Genomic DNA, 22,049 nt, shown 5'->3' with positions numbered 1-22,049 from the left:
TGGGCCGCGCGCACGGCTCTCTGGCTTTTGAGGGGCGGGTTGCGTCAGGTTTTTCCTCGGCATGCGATGGCGTCTCCATTCGGCTCTCAGATTACACGAAATGCGCCCGATTTAAAAACCTAGTAATTGGTAGATTTTTATGATTTCGTGTCGCGACAGTGATCGACGCCACGCCGACCGGGTGGTTGTCGGTCAGGAACGAGCATGCCGGATATCAAGGGAGGCGAGTATGAACAGCGAGCAGACGCGCGGCGCTGCCGTCAATATCGAGCAACTTCTGGACGAATTGACCCTGGAGGAGCAGGTCTCGCTGATGGCGGGCGCGGATTTCTGGACCACCGTTCCGATCCCGCGCCTCGCCATCCCGGCCGTGAAGGTCTCCGATGGCCCCAATGGCGCACGCGGCGCGGGCGGGCTGACCAACGGCACGCCGGCCGCTGCCTTCCCCTGCGCCATCGCGCTTGGCGCGAGCTGGAACAGCGACGCGGCTTATGAAATGGGGGCGACGCTCGCCGCCGAGGCGCGTTCGAAGGGGGCGCGCGTGCTGCTGGCACCGACGGTCAACATACACCGCTCGGGCCTCAACGGGCGCAATTTCGAATGCTATTCGGAAGACCCGCTGCTGACATCCATGTTGGCCGTCGCCTATATCAAGGGCCTGCAGGACAATGGAGTCGGGGCGACGATCAAGCATTTCGTCGCCAATGATTCCGAAATCGACCGGCAGACGGTGTCCTCCGATGTCGACGAGAGGACGCTGCGCGAAATCTACCTGCCGCCGTTCGAGGCCGCGGTCAAGAAGGCGGGCGTCTGGGCGGTGATGACCGGTTATAACCGGCTCAACGGCATCCATATGGACAGCCACAAATGGGCGCTGCAGGACGTGATGCGGGGTGAGTTCGGCTATGACGGCATCTTCATGTCGGACTGGTTCGGCACGAATTCGGTCGCGAGCTCGGTCAATGCCGGGCACGACCTCGAAATGCCGGGGCCGGCACGCTATCGCGGCACCAGGCTTCTTGACGCGGTGAAGGCCGGGGAGGTTGATCCCGAGACGATCCGTGCCGCAACGCGGCGCCTGCTCGTCCTGTTCGAGCGTGTCGGCGCCTTCGACAGCGCAGGTCCCGAGGCGGAAACGTCGCGTGATGCGCCGGAGACCCGTGCGCTGATCCGTCGCCTCGGTGCGGAAGGCGCCGTTCTTCTGAAGAATGAAGGCGACCTGCTGCCGCTGGAAAACACCGTATCGATCGCGGCCCTCGGACCCAATGCCGGCGTGGCGCGGTTGATGGGCGGCGGATCGGCGCAGATCAACGCGCCCTACCGGGTGACGCCGGTGGAGGGACTGAAGGCCGCCTTCGGTGACAATCGCGTTTCCCATGCCAAGGGCTGCACCAACAACAGGCTGACGCAGGTCCTGCAGGGCGATATCGAGCTTCGGTTCCATCACGGCCGCCGGCTTGAAGGCAAGCCCGCTCACATCGCAACCGAGGAGGCGCTCAACTGCTTCTGGTTCGACTTGCCCGCACCGGAACTGGACCAGAACGATTTTTCCGTGCGGGCCGTCGCCACCTTCACTCCGGAGGAGAGCGGGACCTACCGCGCCGGAATGACCAATGCCGGCCTTGCGCGCGCCTATCTTGATGGCGAACTGCTGATCGACGGCGAGAGCGACTGGGCGCACGGACAGAACTTTTTCGGCACGGCCAATGATGAGAGGCTGGCGGATATCGAACTTCAGGCCGGGACCACCTATCAGCTGGTCATCGACTATTGTTCCCCGGCAACCGCCGATAACGGCATCACCGTCCGCGCGCTCAGGTTCGGGATTGAAAAGACGATGGGGCAGCCGGAAATCGATGATGCCGTCAGGCTTGCGGCGGAGCAGGATGTGGCGGTGCTGTTCGTCGGCCGCCAGGAGGAATGGGACAGCGAGGGGTATGATCTGCCGGACATGACCCTGCCCGGCAGGCAGAATGCACTGATCGAGGCCGTTGCCGCCGTCAATCCGAACACGGTCGTGGTTCTGCAGACCGGCGGGCCGGTGGAAATGCCCTGGCTCGACAAGGTGAAATCGGTCGTCCAGTTCTGGTACCCGGGACAGGAGGTCGGCAATGCGATTGCCGATGTGCTGAGCGGCGCGGCATCTCCCGGCGGACGGCTGCCGCAGACCTTCCCACGCCGCATGAAGGACAATTCGGCCTGGAGCGAAGACGCGCTCACCTATCCCGGCAAGGACGGGCATGTGCGCTACGATGAGGGCGTTTTCGTCGGCTATCGCCATCACGACAGTCACAATGTACCGCCACTCTTTCCCTTCGGTTTCGGCCTCGGCTACACGCAGTTTACCTGGGGCGAGGCCGTCGCAGACACCGAGATTATGACCGATGCCGGTGTCACCGTCACCGTACCGATCGTCAATTCGGGCGCGGCGGATGGCGTCGAGGTCGTGCAGCTTTACGTCCATCCGGAAGCCATGGCTAAAGACGTTCCTGTCGCCCGCCCGGAAAAGGAACTGCGCGCCTTCGCGCGTCTGGCCCTGAAGCCAGGACAGAGCGGAACGGCCAGCCTCGGCATCGTGCCGCGCGATCTCGCCTATTTCGATGTGGAACGCCAGAGATGGATGGCGCCTGCCGGCCGCTACGCGCTTCTCGTGGCCGCCAATGCCGGCGATATCCGCCAGCGTCTGGCCGTCGATCTTGAGACCGAATGGTCAGAACCGGCCTGATGACCTGAAAACCATCATCCGCCGCGCGCCGGACAGTGCGCGGCGGATGATGACGAAATGCATTGGTTCAGGCGGCCATCATTTTGCCGGTTGCATCACGCCTCGGCCGTGTGTCCGTTCAAACGCCCTTAACCGTTCCGGCGAGACGCTCGGCAGCATGACCGAGATCTGCCAGAGGGAGAGGTAACCGAAGCGTTCGATAAACGGCCCGTAGGCGGGGAGGCCAAGGGCTGCGGCGGCCTGTTCCAGAAGGACCTTGTCGAGCGTCTCCATCGGTTGCCTGAGCGCCGGCGAAAACTCCGTTTCCGGCGCGGATGTCCAGTCCTGTTCAAGGGTTTCCAGCGAGAGTTCTCTCTGTTTGCGGACAAGCAGGTGTTCGGGGCCGACATCGCCGGTCTCGGGCAGGCCGAGGCGTTCATATTGTTCGGGCGGCGCTTCGGCCTCGCGCATCGCCTCCACAAGCCGTTGCGCCATCAGGAGCTCGCGCTCGTCATCGATCAACGGATTGCGCTGTTCGGGATCGGTCTCAAGATCGTAGAGCAGGCTGCCGAAGGCATAGGGGTTGCCCATCGCCATGCCCCGGACCTTCAGCAGCGGAACGCCCTTCGAAAAGCTGAAGGGCGGGGAGAGGGTCGCCTCCTGCAGGTCCGGGACGGCAAAGCGATGGTCCATGCGCGTCGGCATCAGCGTGTATTCGTGAAGCGGGCCGTTGGATGGGGTCGCCGGCCCGCGCATATAGACATAGCGGCCATCGGTGATGTTGACATGCCCGCCGAAGACGCCGAACAGCGCGTGCTGCCTCGGTTTTTCGCTGCCGGAAAGAACCGGCGCGATCGGCCGCCCCTGCATGTCGGGCGTGCGGTCGACGCCGAAATATTCGAGCAATGTCGGGCCGAAATCGATCGTTTGCACGAGGGCATCCGAGCGCGTCCCCGCCGCCCCGGTGCGCGGATCCCAGAGGAACAGCGGGGTGTGGATGTTTTCCTCGAACCAGGGCTGGATGTTCTTGCCGAACCAGCCGTGTTCGCCGAGCAGGAAACCGTGGTCAGTGCACACGATCAGCATCGTGTCCTTCCACATGTCCTGCGCGTCCATGAGGTCCATCACCCGGCCGAGATTGTCGTCGCACATGGTCAGCAGCGCCGCATAGGATTTGCGCAGGCGGGCGAGCGTTTCCGCGTCCTCCAGAACGGGCCGATAGTCCGGCCAGTCGTAATGCAGCCCGGCCTCTTGCGCGCCGGTGCGGGCCTTGTGGGCCTCGTCGGTGAAAAACGGCTCGTGCGGATCGAAGCATTCGATCTGCAGGAACCAGTTGTCGTCATCGGCATTGGTTCGCATGAAGCCGAGGCCAGCGTCGAAGGTCTGCGTTTGCGGATAATCGGCGGCGGTCTTCAGGTATTTGCGGTTGATCCAGTCCTGCCGCCAGAGCCGGCCCTTGCGCCAGGTCACGGTTTCCGGGATCACGGGATCCGCGACCTCGCCCTTCCAGGCATCGCCCTCCTGGCCGCGGAAGAATTCGTAGGTGGAGTAGCGATTGTGATAGGTCGCGCCGCCGTCCTCCCAGTAATGCTGATGGTCGGTGACAAGATGGGTGTAGACGCCTGCCCCTCTCAGCATCTCCGGCACGCTGTCGTCGAAGGGCTCGATCGGTCCCCAGCCGCGATGCAGGAAATTGTAGCGCCCGGTATGCATCTCGCGCCGCGCCGGCATGCAGGGCATGGAGCCGGCATAGCAACGGTCGAATGTCACGCTGCGCTCTGACAGCCGGCGGAAATTCGGAAGGTCCACATCCGTGGCGCCATAGGCCGGCAGGAACAGGCGGTTGAGGCTATCGAACATCACCATGACGGCGCGCATGATTGTCTCCTGGAGGGTGTCGGTCGTGACGGGCCGTCAGTCCGGTTTCTTGATATAGGGGGCGAGGAGAGCGAAGAACTCGTTCATCACCTTCGGGCGTTCGAGCGCTTTCGGATCGAGCAGCCATTGCAGTCTCAGCCCGTCGGCGGCGGCGATCATCAGCCGGGCGATGCTTTCCACCGTCGTGCCGGGCGGCAGCTTCGTTTCGTCGATCGTCGCCGCAAGCTGGTCGGTCGCCTTGATGACGACGGCTGCGTATCGTTCGCGGAACCAGGGATGGGCCGGATGGTCTGTGAAGATCGCCTCGTGTGACAGGATCGCGAAGAGTTGCACCATCACCGGGTTCTTCTCGTTCCGCCGCAAGGTCTCGACGAAGGCCTCGGCATAGGCGATGCCCTTGTTGGCGGCATCGGCGGTCTCGTCCACCAGAACGCGCTCCTCGCGCTGGCGCAGCACCGCAAGCAGCAGTTCCGCCTTGGACGGAAAATAGTGCAGCAGGCCGGCCTGCGTCAGTCCCACGGCATCGGCGATATCGGCGAGGCTCGCGGTGTGGAAGCCGCCATGGGAGAACAGCTTGGTGGCGGCATCGAGGATTTCCTGGCGCCGGCTCTCGCCCTTTGGACTGCGCCGGCGGCGTGGTTCTGCTTTTGCCTTCATCGTTGCTGTGCACCTTCCGGATTTTGGGCCTCGGAGAGGAGCAGTGCATCGCGCTCGGCGGCAAAATGGCAGGCGACCTTCGAGCGCCCGTCCCGTTCGGCAAGCGCGGGATCGCTGTCCTTGCAGATTTGTCGATCGGGACGATGGAGCGGTCCGATCGGACAGCGGGTGCGGAAACGACAGCCGGAGGGCGGGTTGGCGGGGGAGGGCAGTTCGCCGCCAAGGTAGATGCGTTCGCGGTCCCGGCGGGTCACGTCGGCCTCGGGCGTCGCCGAAAGCAGCGCCTGGGTATAGGGGTGGCGGGGACGGTTGTAGACATCGTCTGTGGTGCCGGTTTCCACCAGCCGGCCGAGATACATCACCGCGACCATGTCCGAGATATGCTTCACCACCGCCAGGTCATGGGCGATGAACAGGTAACCGAGCCCCAGTTCGGTCTTGAGATCGTCGAGAAGGTTGATGATCTGGGCCTGGATCGAGACATCGAGGGCGGAGACCGGCTCGTCGCAGATCAGGAGCTTCGGCTCGACGGCGAGCGCGCGGGCGATGCCGACGCGCTGGCGCTGGCCGCCCGAGATCTCGAACGGATAGCGGCTGAGGAAATGCGGCGCCAGCCCGACCGTGTTCATCAGGTCGGCGGCCCGCGCCCGCGCCGCCCGGCCCGTGAGCCCGACCACGGCGAGCGCCTCTTCCAGCGATTGCGCGATCGTGCGTCGCGGATTGAGCGAGGCCGAGGGGTCCTGATAGACATACTGGACGCGGCGGTTGATGAAGTGCCGGTCCTCGGTCGTCATCGCGGTGACGTCACGGCCGTCAAGTTCGATCGTGCCGGAGGTCGGATGGTTGATGCCGACCAGCGAGCGCGACAGGCTCGACTTGCCGCAGCCCGATTCCCCTACGAGACCGAAGGTCTGGCCGAGATAGACATCGAAGGAGATGCCGTCGACGGCATAGACCGGGGTATGCTTGCGGAACATGCCGCCGGAACCGGCGGCGACATCGGTTTTCAGGTTTGTGACCTTCAGGAAGGGTTTCGCGTTGTCGGGCACCGCCGCCCGCGCGGGGAGGGCTGCGGACGGCGGTGGGGCGAGGTCGGTTTTACCCGCCTGCGCCACGTGACAGGCTGAACGGTGGCCGGGCTGCAATTGCGCAAGTGGCGGAACCTTCTCCCGACAGGCTTCGATTGCATGCGCGCAGCGCGGATGGAAGGCGCAGCCGGACGGCAGGAAGGCCGGGATCGGCGGCTGGCCGGGAATCGCCGGCAGCTCGTGGGCGTCGTCGGCGTCAAGGCGCGGCACGGAGCGCAGCAGCGCCGCGGTATAGGGGTGGCGTGGCGCCGTCAGCACATCGCTGACGAGCCCGGTTTCGACCACCCGGCCGCCATACATCACCACGAGATCGTCGCAGAGTTCGGCGACGACGCCCATGTCGTGGGTGATCATGACGATGGAGACGCCGAGCTCGTCGCGAAGTTTGACGAGCAGCCGGAGGATCTGTGCCTGGATCGTGACGTCGAGCGCCGTTGTCGGCTCGTCGGCGAGAAGCAGGCTCGGATGGTTGGCGAGCGCGATCGAGATCACCACGCGCTGGCGCATGCCGCCGGAGAATTCGTGCGGATAGTTGTCAATGTTGCGCTCGACGTCGGGAATGCCGACCTGGCGCAGCAGTTCCCTGGCCCGCTCGCGGGCGGCCGGACCCTTGACGCCATGGACTTCCAGTGCCTCGACGATCTGGTCGCCGACCCGCATCACCGGGTTGAGCGCGGACTGGGGATCCTGGAACACCATGGCGATGTCCTTGCCGCGGATCTTGCGCATTTCCTCTTCGGGAAGCGTCAGCAGTTCGCGGCCGGCGAGCTTCACCGAGCCTTCGCGGACATGGCCCGGCTTGCGCAAGAGCCGCAGGATGGACCGCGCTGTGACCGACTTGCCGGAGCCGCTTTCGCCGACGATGCCGAGCACGCGGCCGCGGCCGACCTCGAAGGAGACGTTGCGCACGGCGGTGATGCCGGCATCGCGGTTGCCGAAGGCGGTGGTGAGGTTATCGACCCGGAGCAGCGGATCGGTTGCAATGGCGGTCATGATCTATTCCGAGCGGTTGACGGCGGCATTCAGCGCATCGGCGAGAAGGCTGAATCCGAGCGCGAGCAGGATCAGGATGGCGGTTGGCCCGATCACATAGGTCGGCGCGCGGGAGATGTAGCGCATGCCGACATTGAGAAGCGTGCCGAGGGAGGGTTCGGGAGGCTGTAGGCCGAGGCCGACGATCGAAAGCGCCGCCTCGATGAACACGGCGGCGACGACGAACATCGCGCCCTGGACGATGATTGGCTCGACCGCGTTGGGCAGGACGTGGCGGACCATGATCTGCCATTTCGTGGCGCCGAGCGTGCGGGCCGCGGTGACGTATTCGCGCTGCATCTGCGACAGCATCGTCGCGCGCGCCAACCGGCCGAAGGCCGGAAGCCCGAGGATGGTGATGGCGATGACCAGCGCCTGCCAGCCGGCGCTGAAGATGATCACCACGCTGATGCCGAGGATGAGTCCTGGGAAACCGGCGATCACATCCAGACCGCGCTGGACAAAAGTGCCGAGCCGGGCGGAGATGACGCCGAGCAGGCCGAGCAGCGTGCCGATCACCATCGACAGCGGTACGGCGGTGTAGACCAGGCTGAGGTCGGTTCTGAGGCCATAGATGCTGCGTACCATGATGTCGCGCCCGAGCTCGTCCGTGCCGAACGGGTGCGCGAGGCTGACGCCGAGCAGCGCATCGCGCGACTGCTGATCGTAACCGCCCGGAAACAGTACCGGCGCCAGCAGCGCGCCGCCTGTCAGGAGAATGATGATGGCGACGGCGATGATGCCCTTGGGCGTCGTCAGCGCCTCGCCATAGCCGCGAAGGGCGGGATGAACCGTCCATTTCTGATCGCCGTGACGGTCTTCCGCGGTGTCGTTCAGGGATGTTTCGGACATGGTTTCAACCCTCCAGCCGGATGCGCGGATCAAGCGCGGCGATGAGAATTTCGGAGAGGAGCTGGATCAGCACCGCGACGATGACGGCGCCGAGGATGAGCGCCTGCAGCACATAATAGTCGCGGCTCTGCACAGCGTAGATGGCGAGCGCGCCGAGACCGTTTCGGGCGAAGATCGCCTCGATGATGATGGCGCCGGCAAGCAGGTCGCCAATCCTGAGGCCGATGGCGACGATTGCCGGGCCGAGGCTGTTGCGCAGCACGTGTTTGCGCACGATCCGGCCGCGCGGCACGCCCTTGGCCTTGGCCAGATCGACGAAATCCTCGCCGCGGGTCGAGTTCATCGTGGTCTGCAGCAGGCGTGCGATCATGGCCGATTGCGGCAGCGCCAGCGCGATCGCGGGAAGGATGAGGAACTTGAAGCCCATCACCGGATCCTTCGACAGGTTGACCTCGCCGGAGACAGGCAGCAGCTGGAAGGCAATCCCGAAGATGAGGATGAGGATCAGCCCGGTCAGGAATGGCGGCGTCGCCAGCAGGATCGTGGTGGCGACGTCGAGCACCGCGCGCCCCCAGGGCGTTCGCTCCGTTCCCGCGAGCACGCCAAGCCCCAGCCCGACGACGATCATGATGATCGTGGCCAGTCCCGCAAGCTCAAGCGTGCTTTCCAGCCGGTCGGCGATGACCGTCGATACCGGCCGGCGCATGACGTAGGACTGACCGAAATCGCTCTGCAGCGCGCCCGTCAGCCAGTGGATGTACTGCACCGGCATGGGCTGGTTGAGGCCGAGCTCCTCGCGCACGGCCTCGAGCTGCTCCTGCGTCGCATCGGAGCCGGCGACCGTAATCGCGGGATCGCCGGGCGCAAGGCGCGGCAGGGTGAAGGCGATGATTGACGACACGAAGGCGACGAGGATCACCGCAGGGAGCTTGCGGAGGAGAAAGCCGAACATTGGATTTACCTGTAGGTGGCGTTCTTGAACAGGATGTAGCCCCGCCGCGAGAACGAGACACCTTCGAGATCGGCGGAAACGACGCTGGGGGACGGCGCCTGGAGGAGCGCCAGCGTGAAGGCCTCGTCCAGCATATATTCCGACAGCGCCGTGACGGCCTTGGCCTGGTCGTCAGCCGTCGAGGCGGCCGAGACCGCGTTGCGGAGCGTCTCGTATTCGTCGCTCCAGAAATGCGACGGGTTGCCCTTGCGCAGTGACGGCAGCGAGGAGAGAAGCGTCGCGGTCTGGAAGCCGACCTGGCCATGGATCAGGATGAAGGACTGGCCGAGGTCGCCGGCCACCTGCCGCTGGTCGTATTCGGCGACGTCGAGAACCCTGGCCTCCGGCTCGAGCCCGACTTCGCGCAGATTGTTCTGCACGATCTCGAAGATCGAGCGGTTCGCCGGAATGGCGGGAATGACGATCGTGACCTTGGCACCCTTGGCGCCCGCGTCCTCCAGCATCTTGCTGGCCTTTTCGGGATCGTAGGAATAGCGGTTCGCCTGCTCCTCGGTATAGCCGGGGGAGGAGGGGGACCAGAAAAGGTCCGTCGGGGTGCCGGCGCCGTCGAAGACCTGGTCGATGATGCGCTGGCGGTCGATGGCATAGCCGACGGCCTGACGGACGGTCTTCTGGTCGAACGGACCTTCTTCCACATTGACGCCGAACGGATAGATCGTGCCGGCGGTGCTGACGATCGTGTACATCGGGTTGCGGTCGAACTCGATGACGTCCCGCGGGGTCATGCCGTAGCCGATCTGGGCACGGCCCGAGCGGACGGCGGCGATCGTCGCCGTCGGATCGGCGATGATGGCGTAGTCGAGATCGTGGATTTTCGCGGCATCCTTGTCGCGATAGCCGTCATACCGGCTGAGCTGCAGCTCGGCGCCCGGCGTCCAGCTCACGAATTTGTACGGGCCGGTGCCGATCACCTTCGAACCGTCCTCGCGCTCGGCATAGGTTTCCTTGTCGATGATCGGGGTTTCCTCGAACAGGTCCCAGACATTCGATGTCGGCTGCGAGAAGGTGATCACCACCTGCGTATCGCTGGGCGTGTCGATCGCCTTGAAGCTGCGGGCGATGAAGCCGATCTGCGAAGCGGTTTCGGGAAGCGCTGCGGTCTCGAGACTGTATTTCACATCCGCCGCGGTCATCTTGCGGCCGGTGTGGAAGGTGACGTCGTCGCGCAGGTTGAGCGTCAGTGTCATGCCGTCATCAGACAGCGTCCAGTCGGTGGCAAGCTCGGGCTGCGGTTCGAACGTTTCGGGATCGGTATAGGTCAGCGTCTCGAAGACATTCTTGATCCAGGGAAAATTGCCGCCGCGAAAGGCGAGCAGGTTGCGCGGCTGGGCGTCATAGGCCTGGGCAATGACCGCGCGCGACGTGTCCTGGGCAAGAGCCGGGACATAATGCATGGCGCCGATCATCACTGCGGCCTGCGCGGAACCGGTCAGCAGACGACGACGGGTGACCGAAAACAGTTTCGGGTTGGGCATGGAAATCCTCCTTCGTGGCGTCACTCCCCTGACGCCCTCTTAAAACAACCTAGCACTTGCTAGGTTTAACACAAGTCAATTTTGACGCTCCACCGGGCGGGGCGGTGGCCTCGGTGCAGGGCATGGAGCCAGGGCGTCGTGCCGTCGTCTGCGGCCGACAATGGTTTCGCGCTCGGCAGAAAGCGAGGCTTCGATCAAACTCCGGACGTTGAGCCGCAGGCGCTTGAGACCTTGAAGCGGCCAGCAAAACGGCGACGCTTCAGGTGCGCGAAACCGGCCTGCCTGCGGCTTTCGAACCGTGGCGGGCATAACTGTCGTTTATGGCCGGTCCCAACAAAAACATTGTCGACCATTGCCCACGAGGGCTATCCAGAAACACATTGAAGCGTCTTGCGGGGAGGAACATGCATGACACCGGACGATCTGCCGCTCAATCTTCTGAGGGAGCAACCCTTCAACCTCTCGGAGGAGGATATCGCCTGGGTGGCGCAGTCCGCGGCGGCACTCGCGGGCGACGTCGAAAGCATGATCGCGCAGCTTTTCGTCATCGGCCTGCACGGGCCGGCCGGGCCATGGGCGGCGGAAATCGAAAGGCTGCGGCCGGGCGGGGTCACGCGCTTCTTCTCGCAGGATGGGGCCGCCGAGGTGACGCTCCTGCAAACCCTGCAGCAACGGTCGAAGGTTCCGCTGCTGGTCTCGGCGGATCTCGAAGGCTCGCGCATGTCCTTTCCCTTCGGAACTCAGGTTCCGAACCCGCTGGCGCTGGCGGCGGCCGATGACACGGCGCTCACCCGCGACATCTACACGCTGATGGCCGAGGAGGCGCGGGCGGTCGGCACCAACTGGTCGTTCACGCCGGTTATCGACATCAATGCCGCGTTCCGCTCGGCGATCGTGGCGACCCGAGGGTTTGGTTCCGATCCGGCGCTGATCGAACGTCACGCGATGGTCCAGATCGAGACGCTGCAGCGCCATGGCATTGCCGCCTGCCTGAAACACTGGCCGGGCGAGGGCTATGACGACCGCGACCAGCATCTGGTGACCACCGTCAATCCGCTGTCGATGGATGCGTGGGAGGAAACCTTCGGCAGGCTTTATCGGGCCGGGATCGAAAACAATGTGCTGTCGGTGATGTCCGCCCATATCGCGCTGCCAGCCTTCGTGCGCATGCTGGATCCCGAGGCCGGGCCGGAGGAACTCTATCGGCCGGCGTCGCTTTCGCGGCTTCTCAATCAGGAACTGCTTCGCAACCGGCTGGGGTTCAACGGCCTGATCGTCTCGGATGCCTCAGAGATGGTGGGCGCGACGTCCTATATGGCGGCCGGCCCGGCCAAGGTCGAAATGCTCCGCGCCGGGTGTGACATGGTGTTGTTCACCGGCGACCTGCCGGGCGATATCGCCCTTGTCCGCGCCGCGCTGGAGGATGGCAGCCTGCCGGAGGCGCGCCTCGCCGAAGCCCTGACGCGGGTTCTGGGAATGAAAGCCGCGCTCGGACTTCATTGCCGTGAGGCGGCAGCCGAACCCCTTGCCCGGCTGGCGACGCCGGAGGCGAAGGCGACCGCCGCAGAGGCGTTTGCCCGCGCACCGACGCTGGTGAAGGATGTGCGGAACCTGTTTCCGCTGTCACCGGAAACCCACCGCCGGGTGCTTGTCATCTCCGGTGGCATCGTCTCGCCGATCCACGGCGCCCCGATGCCGCTTGCCCTGCCGGAGATGATGCGCGCACGCGGTTTCGAGGTGACGGTCTTCGCCCACGGCGATCCGTGGCAGCCCGCGGAATACGACCTCGCGCTCTATCTCCTGGCCGAGGAGACGCTGCTGACGCGCAGCCACATCTTCCTCGACTGGGCCCGGCTGATGGGCGATTTCCGGATGGCGATGAAGCGGCCGTGGCACGAGGCGGCGACCGCGCTCGTCTCCTTCGGCTATCCCTATTACCTCTACGACGCACCGCGCATGCCCGCCGTCATCAATGCCTATGCGACCTCCGACGAGATGCAGGAGGCGGTGCTCGATTGTATGACCGGCGAAAAGCCGTTCACCGGCAAAAGCCCGGTCGATCCCTTCTGCGGGCAGGAGCAGGCCCGGTTCTGAGGGGCGAGCCTGCGTTGTCGCCTAGCCGCGGCATACCTTCCCGGGGTTGCCGGCGGGTACAGTTATTCGCCGCACCCGCAGCAAATTCCGTTAGCGGCGCGCCATATCGTCCCGGATCGCTTCCAGCAGACGGTCGCGGATCTCGGGATGCGCGGCGGCGATGTCACGGCGCTCCTCCGGATCCTCATCGAGATCGAACAGCGCGACCGTATCGAGGCCGGCGGGATCGAATTCGGTGAACTGCATCTTGCCCGGCCGGATCGCGCGCCAGTCGCCGGCGACGAGCTTGAAGCGGCCATCGGTCACCGCCCGCCACGGGCCGAGGCCGGAAAATACGAGCCGCGTCTCGGGTTCGGCCTCGCCCTCGAGCAGGCCGCGCAGGCTGTCGCCTTCCATGCCTTCGCCGGGCGCGCCGGAGAAATCGAGGAAGGTCTTCGCCATGTCGAGAAGGGACACCGGCGTCCGGACGGAGCGGTCCCTGACCGAAACACCCGCGCCAGCAACGATCATCGGCACGCGCACGGAATTCTCGTCGGGGATCGACTTCGCCCAGAGCCTGTGGTCGCCGAGCATTTCGCCGTGGTCGGAGGCAAACACCACCAGCGTGTTGTCGCGCTGTCCGGTCTCGTCGAGAAAGGCGAGGAAGCGCCCGAGCCAGTCATCGATGACCTCGATCATCGCGGCATAGTTCTGCCGGATCATCTGGTGTCGCGGATCGGGGGAGCCGTCGGCCGGTTCCCGGAAGGCCACGTCCTTCCAGCGGTCGCGCATGCGCTCCGTCACGTCGAGCGGTTCGTGGGGGCCGGCGAAGTTGACGGTAAGGAACCACGGCTTGCCGGTGTCCTTCAGGCCCTCGAGTTCGTTCATCGCCTGGCGGCCGATCCAGTTGTCGCAATAGGCCTCGTCCGGAAGTGGCGAGAGATCGGGATTGGTATAGGCGTCGGGCAACGGAAGGTCGCCTGCGGCGATCTCGTTGACGGTCGCCGGAATATTGGCGCGGTCGCGGCGGCGGAAATCGGCGTCATGAACGTCGGCAAGCCCGATCTCGGCGAGATAGGTCATGTAGGGCTCGCGGGCGCCGCGCTCGCGGCCATAGATCGCGTCATGCTTGCCGGCATTGTCGATGCCGCGGGTAAAGCCGAGATCGGCGAGGCGGCTTTCGCCGGCCTCCGTCATGTGCTTGCCGTCGGCACCCCAGTCCATGAAACCCTTCAACAGGTCGAGCTTGCCGACCGTGGAAACCGCATAACCCTTGTCGGCCATGCGCCGGTAGATCGTGTCGGCGCCCGCCGGCACATTCTGGTTGTTATGCTGCACCGGGCTGCGATCGTAACGGCGGCCGGTGGCGATGCAGGCGCGTGCCGGCGCGCAGATCGGCGATGGCGTCCAGGCATGCTCGAAGTTGACGCCGCTTTCGGCGAGCGCCTTCGCGTTCGGCGTCCTGACAGGAACCGTCGCCCGTGGCTCCACCCAGTCGGAGCGCAGTTGATCCGGGAAAACCAGAAGAATATTCGGTTGCATGATGGGACTTCCTATGCGGGCTGATGCCGGACGAGCCGGTCGTCGAGGGCGTGCAGATCCCCGGGCGTGACGCCGGGCGACATGACCGCGAGCGCCCAGAGGCTGTTGCGGCCGAAGCGCTCGACCATCGCCGGGCCGAGGGCGAAGCCGAACGCCTCGTCGACGAGCGCCTTCAGGGCCGGATCGGCAAAGACTTCGGCAATGGTGAGACGGGCGGCGGGGCCGTAGCTATCCGCCGGCGCCTGCTTCCAGTTGCGCTGGCGGCTGCGCTCGATCTGCGGCCATTGCCTTTCGATCAGCAGATGCCGTTCTTCGACAGGGCCGGTTTCCGGCAGGCCGAGGCGCTCATACTGCGAGGCCGGCGCGTCGTTTTTCCGCATCGCCTCGACCAGCATGGTCGCCATTCGGGTTTCGAGCGCGGGATCGTTCAACGGCGTCGTTTCGTCCGGATCGGTTTCAAGGTCGAACAGCAGCGTTCCGAAATGATAGGGATTGCCGAAGGCGCCGCCGCGCGTGACGATGGTCTGCACGCCCTTGGTGAAGGCGAAGGGGGGGGCGACCCGGAAGTCTCTCAGTTCGCCCGCCGAAAACCGCGCCTTCATCCGCGTCGGCATCAGGGTGAATTCCTCGAGCGGCCGGTTCTGCGGCGTGGCGCAGGCGCGCATATAGACGTAGCGCCCGTCGGTGATGCTGACATGACCGCCGAAAATGCCGAAAAGCGCGGTCTCGCGCACCGGTGCGCCGGTGCGCAGGTGCTGCAGGATTGAGCACGATTGCATGTCGGGCGTCGGTTCAAGCCCGAACGCATCGAGAAAGGTCGCAGCGAAATCGACGGTCTGGACAAGGCTGCCGTCGCGGGTCCCCTGGTTGCCCGAGACCGGGTCCCAGACGAACAGTGGCGTATGGATGGTTTCCTCATACCATGGCTGGACATTCTTGCCGTACCAGTCGCGCTCGCCGATCAGCAGGCCGTGGTCGGTGCAAACGATCAGGATCGTGTCCTTCCACATGTCGCCCGCATCCATCCGGTCGAGCAGCCGGCCGAGGCTGTCATCGCACATCTTCAGGAGCGCACCGTAGCGCGCCTTGACCTGATCGACCGTTTCCCCGTCCTCCAGAACCGGCCGATAATCCGGCCAGTCGTAATGGGGCATGTCGTCGCGCACGCCCGTCAGGCCGTGATATTCCTCCGGCGTGAAGAAGGGCTCGTGCGGATCGAAACACTCGATCTGCAGCAGCCAGTTATCGGCGGCGGCATTGGTGTCGATGAATTCCAGTCCGGCATCAAGGGTTTTCGTCTGGAAATGGCTTTCGCGGGTGGCGGTATAGGCCCGGTTGATCCAGTCCTGCCGCCAGCCCTTGCCGCCGCGCCAGTTGAGCGCGGGCGGGATCACCGGATCGGCGACATGCCCCTTCCAGGGATCGCCTTCCTGTCCGCGAATGAACTCGTAGGAGGAGAAGCGCGGATGATAGGTCGCGCCGCCATCCTCCCAGTAGTGGACATGATCTGTCACGAGATGGGTATAGACGCCGTGCTTGCCGAGAATCTCGTAGCTGCTGTCATCGAACGGCTCGAGCGGACCCCAGCCGCGATGCAGGAAATTGGGGCGGCCCGTGTGCATCTCCCGGCGCGCGGGCATGCAGGGCATGGAGCCCGCATAGCACCGGTCGAAGGTCACGGTCCGGCTTTCAAGCCGTCTGAAATTGGGAAGATCGAACCGGGTTCCGCCATAGGCCGGAAGATAGAGCCGGTTGAGGCTGTCGAACATCAGGACAATGGTACGCACGGTCGCAGGCTCTTGTCATGGATGGATTGGGGGCGGGCCGCCTGTCGTGCGGCCCGCCGAATGTCAGCCGCCGGAAGCGTGATTGAACACGATATAGCCGGTCGTGGTGTATTCGACGCCCTCAAGATTGGTGGTCGAGACCGAGAGCGTCGGCGCCGACAGGATGTTGAGGTTGAAGGCCTGGTCGAGGAGATAGTCCCCGAGCGCCTTGACCGCGTCGTCGGAGGCCTGCTTGTTCGCAGCGCTCTGGACGGCGTCGCGCAGCTTCAGATACTCGTCGGTCCAGAAGTGAGAGGGATTGCCGTCGCGCAAGGCCGGTGCGGCGCTGAGCAGCGTCGCCGGGCTGAGGCCATCCATGCCGTGGAGCTGGATGAACACCGGTCCGAGTTCGCCGGCGATCTGCTGCTGGCCATAGGTGGACGGGTCGAGGATATTGGCCTCGACCTTGAAACCGGCATCGGTGAGGTTGTTCTGCACGATCTCGAAGATCGCCCGCTGCGAGGGCAGGGCGTGGAGGGCGACGGTGGCGGTCGCGCCCTCGGCGCCGGCCTCCTTCAGCAGTTCGCGGGCCTTGTCCGGGTTGTAGGCATAGTGCTGCGCCTGTTCGTCAGAGGTCGGCCAGAACAGGTCTGTCGGCGTGCCGAGGCCGTCGAAAATCTGCTGGTTGATACGGTCCCGGTCGATCGCATAGCCGACCGCCTGGCGCACGCGCTTGTCATCGAACGGCGCGTCGGTGACGTTGACGCCGAGCGGATAAATCGAGCCGGCGGTGGGCACGGTCTGGTACATCGGATTGCCCGAAAGCTCGATCGCGTCGCGCGGCTGCATCTGCATGGCGAGCTGGGCGCGGTTCGAGCGGAGCGCCGAAATCATCGCGGTCGGGTCGGTGATGACGGCGATGTCGATTTCGTCGAAGGCATGGGCGGAGGGGTCGCGATAACCGTCATAGGACACCATCCGGATGGAGGCGCCGGGCACCCAGTCGGCGAATTTGTAGGGTCCCGTGCCGACAAGCACCTTGCCGTCAGCACGCTGGTCGTAAGTATCCTTGTCGACGATGACCGTCTGGGACAGGAACTCGAACAGGTTCGGCATCGGCCTTTCGAGCGTCAGCACGACCTCGGTGTCGCTCGGCGTCGCGATCTCGGAAATCGCGCTGGCGATGAAGGAGAACTGGGACGCGGAGGCCTTGTCGGCGGCCGTTTCCAGCGTGAATTTTACGTCGGCGGACGTGAACGGACGGCCCGAATGGAAGGTGACGCCGTCCTCAAGTTCGAAGGTCACGGTCTTGCCGTCCTCGGAGACGGTCCAGCTCTTGGCGAGCACCGGCTGCGGGGTGTCATCGCCCGGCATGATTCGCACCAGAGGCTCGAATACAGCTTGCACCCAGGACGTATTGCCGGCGCGGATCGGCAGGATGTTCTTGGGCTGGGCATCGCCCGGGCTCGCGATTGTCAGCGTTTCGGCAAACGCCGCGCCGGGCACGGCGAGCGCTGCGGCAAGTGCAACGGCGGAAACGCATTTCCGCCATCCGTTGAATTGAAAGGTCATAGGCTCCTCCTGGTCATTGGCTCTGCCGTGCGGCGCTCGAAAGAAGGCCGTTGGCAGCGAAATCTCCTCGTGCGGCGGAGAATGGTTCGCTCACCCATGTGACACAAGCATAATAACCAGCGTCAGCCATTAATGATGTTTATGGCTTTTGGCTCTCCAACGGCCCGAACCGTTGCAGGCAGAGCCGCCGGATGGCCTGCACGATCTCCCAGTCATCCATTTCCGAACGGTAGAAGAAGGCAGCCTGGTTGCGGCGCGGCGTGAGCCCAGCGGGCACGGCCCTCAGGTTTGGGGTGAGGTCGCGATTGATCGCCGCGTGCGGCATCACGGCGAGGAAATCGCCGAGCTCCAGCAGCCTCAGCGTCGGCAGCAATCCGTCGCAGATCACGCGGACCTCGGGTTCGACGCCGAGATGTTCATAGATCGCGTGGCGCATCATGTCGCGATAGTTCGGCATCGCGCTGTAGACGACCCAGGGAAAATCGAGCAGCCGGATCGGCGCGATCGTTCCGTCCGGGCCGCGATGCCGGAAGATCGGATGGTTCTTGCGGGCGACGACATTGGCGAGGATGCGGGCAAACGGCATCACCGATATGCCGGGTTCACCTTCGGGCGTGAGGTCGACGCCGGTGAAGACGAAATCGAGCCGACCCTCCTTGAGGTCCCGCAGGCTGCCGCGCGGTTCGATGCTGAGCAGTTCGAAGACGACCTTCGGAAAATCCTTCTGGAGCTGGTTGATGAACTCCGGCAGGATCGCGCCGCGCCAGATCGGCCCGGCGCCGATCCTGATCGAGGTCTTGCCCTCGGCCGGATCGGTCTGCAGCAGTTTTTCGGCCAGTTGCCAATGACGTTCGATGCCGAGCGCCGAGGAGAGCACCCGTTCTCCGAATGGCGTCGGCGCGACGCCGCGGGAATGGCGGATCAGGATCGGCTGGCCGAAATGCTTCTCAAGCTGGGAGACCGAGCGCGACAGCGCCGGTTGGGTGACGTTGAGCCGCTGGGCCGCCCGTCCGAGGCTGCCTTCCTCGATGATGGCCTTCAGCCGGAACAGATGGGTTACATAATCAAGCATGGCCTTTGTCCCGGTCCGCTATGGTTGTACGAAATCGCCTAACGTCCAAAAACACCCACCATGTCGAAGGCGACCGGCCGGCGGCGGTCGAGGATGAGGGCTTCCTGGAGTTCGGCGATATGCGCGCGCATCAGCGTGACGGCCTCGTCGACCTCGCCCCTGGCGCAATGATTGATCAGTTCGTCATGGTGGTCGTGCCAGCCGGCAAGGCCGATCTGGTTGTCGAACAGATTGACGATCAGGCTGGTGCGGGCAACGAGAAGGCGAACCTGTTCGGCCAGGATCGGATTGCCCGAAAGTTCGGCCATCAGGACGTGGAAGCCGCCTGAAAGGTGGATGGCCTCGCGCATGTGGCCCTGTTCGCGCAGCTTGTGTTCCTGCTCGATGTTTTCCTGCAGTCGCGCGATCGCTTTCTGATCGGCCGCCCGTGCCACCGCCTCCGTGGTGCCCGCCTCGATGGCGATGCGCGCGGCGAAAACGGCACGCGCCTCATCGGCATCGGGGGCGGCGACGAAGGCGCCGCGCTTCGGCAGGAAAATGACGAGCTTCTCCCACGTCAGTCGCTGGAGCGCCGTGGCGATGGCGCGCCTGCCGATCCCCAGCGCCTCGACAAGCGCCAGTTCGGTCAGCTTCGTCCCGGGCAGAAGCCGCTGATCGACAATGGCCGAGAAAAGGTGCTCATAGGCATCCTCGGCTGTCTCCACTCTTGGCCGGTTCCGGTCATTCATAACGCCGACGAGCTTGCCTGGCTGCTTCATTTGTGGACGTCCTCTGCATTCTCTGGTGCACGAAATTGTGCACAATTCTGAACGCTTGATTGTTTTTATTCATGTTTACAGTCTGGCACACCCCTTGCAAGACCATTTCTGTCAAGTCCATCAAAAAGGGGAAGCAAATGGCAGGACTGAAACTTTCACGCAGGGCCTTTGTCGGAGCCAGTCTCGCGGCGCCCTTCGTCCTGAAAGCCGGCGGCGCGGCAGCGGAGACCACGGTCAAATTCTCGTTCGCGGCGCCGTTCGATGGCTCCAACGCGGCCTTCTTTCTGGCCGAACAGAACGGTTGGTACAAGGAGGCGGGCCTTTCCTGCCAGTTCGATGCAGGCGGCGGTTCCGGCGAGGCCGTCTCGCGCGTCGGCTCGGGCGTCTATGCCGCATCCTGGTGATGAGCGCCCGTCCCGGCCGGGTGACCGAGGACAGGGCAGTCGGCTTTTCCCGTCCGCGCACGCTTGAAACCACCTTCGAGCCCGCCTTCTCGGATCTCACCAACGAATTGCGCCGGCTGATCTTCGAGGCTCGTCTGAAACAAAAGGAGGTCACGCCGTGAAACTGTCGCGAACCACCATCGAGCATCTGAAATCGGCGAGCTTCATCCTGCTGCTCTTCGTCTTCTGGCAGGTCGCCTGCGTGGTCTTCGAAGTCAGTCCGATCGTGCTGCCGAAGCCGTCCGCGATCCTCTCGACGCTGATCGTCAACATGCCGGCACTGTGGCCGCATATCCTGCAGACCCTGCTGACGACCCTGGTCGGCTTCTTCTTCGGCATGGTGATCGGCGTTGCCCTCGGCGCGATCGTCGGCATATCGCGCACGGCCTATAATGTTGCCTATCCGCTGCTGGTCGGCTTTTCCTCGATCCCCAAGGTCGCCGTGGTGCCGATCTTCGTGCTCTGGTTCGGCTCCGGCACGCTGCCGGCGGTGCTGACCGCGCTCACCACCTGCATCTTCCCGATCGTCGTCAATGTCGCGACCGGGCTCGCCACCACCGAGCCGGAAATGGAGGACGTGCTGAAGGCGCTCGGCGCATCGCGTTACCAGGTGCTGCGCAATGTCAGCCTGCCCCGCACCATGCCCTATTTCTTCGCCTCGCTGAAAGTGGCGGTGACGCTCGCCTTCGTCGGGACCGTGCTGTCGGAAACGGTCGCCGCCAACCGCGGCATCGGCACGGTGATGATGATGGCGACGGCAAGCTTCGACGTGCCGCTCGCCTTCGCCGGCCTGTTCGCCCTGGCCATCCTCGGAATCCTTCTCTACGCGGTCTTCGCCGTGATCGAGAAGCGCATATGCGGCTGGGCCACCCGCAAGCAGGACCTCGCCATGAACTAGCGTTCTTAGACCGAGCGCTTCCAGATCGAATGCCCGACGTGGCCCGCAACCTGCTGGCGCCTTCTGCCGATCCGAGACCGGATAACCATGTTCTACTTCGCCGACACCTTGTTCGAAATCCAGGTGGCGAATTCGTAGTTGGGGCGCTCGAGGTGGGAAAGCGCCCCCGGTTTGGCGAACTTGCTCTGAAGGCCTTTCCAGACACGCTCAGTGCAGCCGCGATCTTCCTCGTTGACGTGATCGAGCAGGCCCTTCAGCGCCGCGAAATGCTCCTCCGCCTTCGGGTCGTTCATGTATTCCGGAGACAGGCCGCCGCCATAGAGGATCTTCACGCCGCCCGGACCATCGGGCAAGAGCGACAGATACCAGAAGTAGCCGGGCGTCAGCGTGATCATCAGCGACGGGTAGATCGCAAGCAGCCAGGTGCGGCGGCGCTGGTCGCCCTGAAGCGCCGTGTTGGACGGATGCGCCAGCGCCAGCGGCACGGAGTCGTCCTTGAGGATGTGATGGTAATTGAAGCCCGGGAACCCTTCCGGACAGACCATGTCCTGCAGCTTCGACGCACCGCCGATTGTGCCGGCGTGACACATCGGCAGGTGATAGCTCTCCATGAAATTCTCGGCAAGGATTTTCCAATTGGTGTTCCAGCGATGCTCCTCGCTGAACGTCTGGACATAATCGCCCATGTTCAGATAGCCGACCAGCGTGTCGACGTCGGCAAGGGTTTCAGTGACGGAAGGCAGGTCGGGATCGAGCGTGACCATGATCCAGCCCAGCCACTCCTCGCTGCGGATCGCCGGCAGGCTGACGTCGTTCTTGCAGAAGCTATCGTTCTTCTCCATCGCCGGCGCGCCGCGCAGGCTGCCGTCCAGCGAGTAGGTCCAGGCGTGATAGGGACAGGTGATCGTGCGGACATTGCCGCGGCCTTCCAGTAGCACGGACATGCGGTGGCGGCAGACATTCGAGAGCGCCCGCAATTCGCCTTCCCGGTCGCGCAGGACGATGATCGGCTCGCCCGCGATCTCGATCGTCATGTAGTCGCCGGGCTTCTTCAAGGCATCGGCCCGTCCGGCGCAAAGCCAGCTCCTGGAGAAGATCTCGGACTGTTCGAGTGCTAGAAAATCCTCGCTGGTATAGGCCGAAACCGGCATGGCCTGGGCGCGCTCGAACGGGGTCGCCACATTCTCGGCAAGCTCGCTTACCGCGTCTACATGCTTTGTCATTCGA

Annotated in this window: 17 protein-coding genes; 5 read left to right on the top strand and 12 right to left on the bottom strand. The window is 64.3% G+C overall.

The genetic code is table 11. The features are described 5' to 3' along the window. The first annotated feature begins 229 nt into the window (after window positions 1-229). Window positions 230-2,725 (top strand): beta-glucosidase, encoded by a 2,496-nt coding sequence (locus Mame_RS01100; RefSeq protein ID WP_018063345.1) that lies wholly within the window; start codon window positions 230-232, stop codon window positions 2,723-2,725. A 78-nt stretch (window positions 2,726-2,803) separates the two neighbouring features. Here Mame_RS01100 and Mame_RS01095 read toward each other — a convergent pair whose 3' ends face one another. From Mame_RS01095 to Mame_RS01070, 6 genes are read right to left on the bottom strand one after another with little or no spacing between them, the layout of a single operon-like run. Further along, the gene (locus tag Mame_RS01095; RefSeq protein ID WP_018063346.1) at window positions 2,804-4,582 is read right to left on the bottom strand and encodes a sulfatase; all 1,779 of its coding nucleotides are present in this window, start codon (window positions 4,580-4,582) and stop codon (window positions 2,804-2,806) included. Between the two features lie 36 nt (window positions 4,583-4,618). Continuing rightward, window positions 4,619-5,239: a TetR/AcrR family transcriptional regulator gene (locus tag Mame_RS01090; RefSeq protein WP_018063347.1), complete on the bottom strand. Its 621-nt coding sequence runs from the start codon at window positions 5,237-5,239 to the stop codon at window positions 4,619-4,621. Next, on the bottom strand, window positions 5,236-7,320 hold the full coding sequence (locus tag Mame_RS01085; RefSeq protein WP_018063348.1) for a dipeptide ABC transporter ATP-binding protein: 2,085 nt from the start codon (window positions 7,318-7,320) through the stop codon (window positions 5,236-5,238). The genes Mame_RS01090 and Mame_RS01085 overlap by 4 nt, the downstream gene beginning before the upstream one ends. A gap of 3 nt (window positions 7,321-7,323) precedes the next feature. Continuing rightward, a complete protein-coding gene (locus tag Mame_RS01080; RefSeq protein WP_018063349.1) occupies window positions 7,324-8,211 on the bottom strand; it encodes an ABC transporter permease in 888 nt (295 codons plus the stop codon). A gap of 4 nt (window positions 8,212-8,215) precedes the next feature. After that, window positions 8,216-9,163: an ABC transporter permease gene (locus tag Mame_RS01075; RefSeq protein ID WP_018063350.1), complete on the bottom strand. Its 948-nt coding sequence runs from the start codon at window positions 9,161-9,163 to the stop codon at window positions 8,216-8,218. A 5-nt stretch (window positions 9,164-9,168) separates the two neighbouring features. After that, the gene (locus Mame_RS01070; protein ID WP_018063351.1) at window positions 9,169-10,698 is read right to left on the bottom strand and encodes an ABC transporter substrate-binding protein; all 1,530 of its coding nucleotides are present in this window, start codon (window positions 10,696-10,698) and stop codon (window positions 9,169-9,171) included. A 408-nt stretch (window positions 10,699-11,106) separates the two neighbouring features. Here Mame_RS01070 and Mame_RS01065 point away from each other — a divergent pair, with 408 nt between their 5' ends. Then, window positions 11,107-12,792, top strand: a complete 1,686-nt coding sequence (locus Mame_RS01065; protein ID WP_018063352.1) for a glycoside hydrolase family 3 protein — start codon at window positions 11,107-11,109, stop codon at window positions 12,790-12,792. Window positions 12,793-12,882: 90 nt separating this feature from the next. On the opposite strand, the gene Mame_RS01060 is transcribed toward Mame_RS01065, so the two are convergent. From Mame_RS01060 to Mame_RS01040, 5 genes are all read right to left on the bottom strand, one after another. Next, a complete protein-coding gene (locus Mame_RS01060; protein WP_018063353.1) occupies window positions 12,883-14,313 on the bottom strand; it encodes a sulfatase family protein in 1,431 nt (476 codons plus the stop codon). 11 nt (window positions 14,314-14,324) lie between these two features. Beyond that, on the bottom strand, window positions 14,325-16,100 hold the full coding sequence (locus tag Mame_RS01055; RefSeq protein WP_033409545.1) for a sulfatase: 1,776 nt from the start codon (window positions 16,098-16,100) through the stop codon (window positions 14,325-14,327). Window positions 16,101-16,163: 63 nt separating this feature from the next. Continuing rightward, window positions 16,164-17,651 (bottom strand): ABC transporter substrate-binding protein, encoded by a 1,488-nt coding sequence (locus tag Mame_RS01050; protein WP_018063355.1) that lies wholly within the window; start codon window positions 17,649-17,651, stop codon window positions 16,164-16,166. Between the two features lie 139 nt (window positions 17,652-17,790). Continuing rightward, window positions 17,791-18,723 carry a LysR family transcriptional regulator gene (locus Mame_RS01045; RefSeq protein ID WP_018063356.1) on the bottom strand — a complete coding sequence of 311 codons (933 nt, stop codon included), beginning with the start codon at window positions 18,721-18,723 and terminating at the stop codon, window positions 17,791-17,793. 38 nt (window positions 18,724-18,761) lie between these two features. Next, on the bottom strand, window positions 18,762-19,481 hold the full coding sequence (locus tag Mame_RS01040) for a GntR family transcriptional regulator (protein ID WP_018063357.1): 720 nt from the start codon (window positions 19,479-19,481) through the stop codon (window positions 18,762-18,764). A gap of 137 nt (window positions 19,482-19,618) precedes the next feature. Here Mame_RS01040 and Mame_RS01035 point away from each other — a divergent pair, with 137 nt between their 5' ends. The 3 genes from Mame_RS01035 to Mame_RS01030 are packed head-to-tail and all read left to right on the top strand — an operon-like array spanning window position 19,619 to window position 20,822. Then, the gene (locus Mame_RS01035) at window positions 19,619-19,885 is read left to right on the top strand and encodes a substrate-binding domain-containing protein (RefSeq protein WP_018063358.1); all 267 of its coding nucleotides are present in this window, start codon (window positions 19,619-19,621) and stop codon (window positions 19,883-19,885) included. Continuing rightward, complete coding sequence (locus Mame_RS26480; protein ID WP_018063359.1) at window positions 19,885-20,046, top strand: hypothetical protein; 162 nt, start codon at window positions 19,885-19,887, stop codon at window positions 20,044-20,046. The genes Mame_RS01035 and Mame_RS26480 overlap by 1 nt, the downstream gene beginning before the upstream one ends. 2 nt (window positions 20,047-20,048) lie before the next feature. Next, window positions 20,049-20,822, top strand: coding sequence for an ABC transporter permease (locus Mame_RS01030; RefSeq protein ID WP_026173231.1), 774 nt, complete (start codon window positions 20,049-20,051; stop codon window positions 20,820-20,822). A 92-nt stretch (window positions 20,823-20,914) separates the two neighbouring features. On the opposite strand, the gene Mame_RS01025 is transcribed toward Mame_RS01030, so the two are convergent. After that, on the bottom strand, window positions 20,915-22,045 hold the full coding sequence (locus tag Mame_RS01025) for an aromatic ring-hydroxylating oxygenase subunit alpha (RefSeq protein WP_018063361.1): 1,131 nt from the start codon (window positions 22,043-22,045) through the stop codon (window positions 20,915-20,917). Window positions 22,046-22,049 lie beyond the last annotated feature (4 nt).

It is taken from the genome of Martelella mediterranea DSM 17316, assembly GCF_002043005.1.
GTDB classification, from domain to species: Bacteria; Pseudomonadota; Alphaproteobacteria; order Rhizobiales; family Rhizobiaceae; genus Martelella; species Martelella mediterranea.
Note: the sequence above shows the minus strand (reverse complement) of the source record. Positions and strands in the feature narration are given on the sequence as shown.

What these genes read in the sequence shown, in the direction of transcription:
- Mame_RS01100 (WP_018063345.1), top strand. Translation starts at nt 230, where the DNA reads ATGAACAGCGAGCAGACGCGCGGCGCTGCCGTCAATATCGAGCAACTT.
- Mame_RS01095 (WP_018063346.1), bottom strand. Translation starts at nt 4,582, where the DNA reads ATGCGCGCCGTCATGGTGATGTTCGATAGCCTCAACCGCCTGTTCCTG.
- Mame_RS01090 (WP_018063347.1), bottom strand. Translation starts at nt 5,239, where the DNA reads ATGAAGGCAAAAGCAGAACCACGCCGCCGGCGCAGTCCAAAGGGCGAG.
- Mame_RS01085 (WP_018063348.1), bottom strand. Translation starts at nt 7,320, where the DNA reads ATGACCGCCATTGCAACCGATCCGCTGCTCCGGGTCGATAACCTCACC.
- Mame_RS01080 (WP_018063349.1), bottom strand. Translation starts at nt 8,211, where the DNA reads ATGTCCGAAACATCCCTGAACGACACCGCGGAAGACCGTCACGGCGAT.
- Mame_RS01075 (WP_018063350.1), bottom strand. Translation starts at nt 9,163, where the DNA reads ATGTTCGGCTTTCTCCTCCGCAAGCTCCCTGCGGTGATCCTCGTCGCC.
- Mame_RS01070 (WP_018063351.1), bottom strand. Translation starts at nt 10,698, where the DNA reads ATGCCCAACCCGAAACTGTTTTCGGTCACCCGTCGTCGTCTGCTGACC.
- Mame_RS01065 (WP_018063352.1), top strand. Translation starts at nt 11,107, where the DNA reads ATGACACCGGACGATCTGCCGCTCAATCTTCTGAGGGAGCAACCCTTC.
- Mame_RS01060 (WP_018063353.1), bottom strand. Translation starts at nt 14,313, where the DNA reads ATGCAACCGAATATTCTTCTGGTTTTCCCGGATCAACTGCGCTCCGAC.
- Mame_RS01050 (WP_018063355.1), bottom strand. Translation starts at nt 17,651, where the DNA reads ATGACCTTTCAATTCAACGGATGGCGGAAATGCGTTTCCGCCGTTGCA.
- Mame_RS01045 (WP_018063356.1), bottom strand. Translation starts at nt 18,723, where the DNA reads ATGCTTGATTATGTAACCCATCTGTTCCGGCTGAAGGCCATCATCGAG.
- Mame_RS01040 (WP_018063357.1), bottom strand. Translation starts at nt 19,481, where the DNA reads ATGAAGCAGCCAGGCAAGCTCGTCGGCGTTATGAATGACCGGAACCGG.
- Mame_RS01035 (WP_018063358.1), top strand. Translation starts at nt 19,619, where the DNA reads ATGGCAGGACTGAAACTTTCACGCAGGGCCTTTGTCGGAGCCAGTCTC.
- Mame_RS26480 (WP_018063359.1), top strand. Translation starts at nt 19,885, where the DNA reads ATGAGCGCCCGTCCCGGCCGGGTGACCGAGGACAGGGCAGTCGGCTTT.
- Mame_RS01025 (WP_018063361.1), bottom strand. Translation starts at nt 22,045, where the DNA reads ATGACAAAGCATGTAGACGCGGTAAGCGAGCTTGCCGAGAATGTGGCG.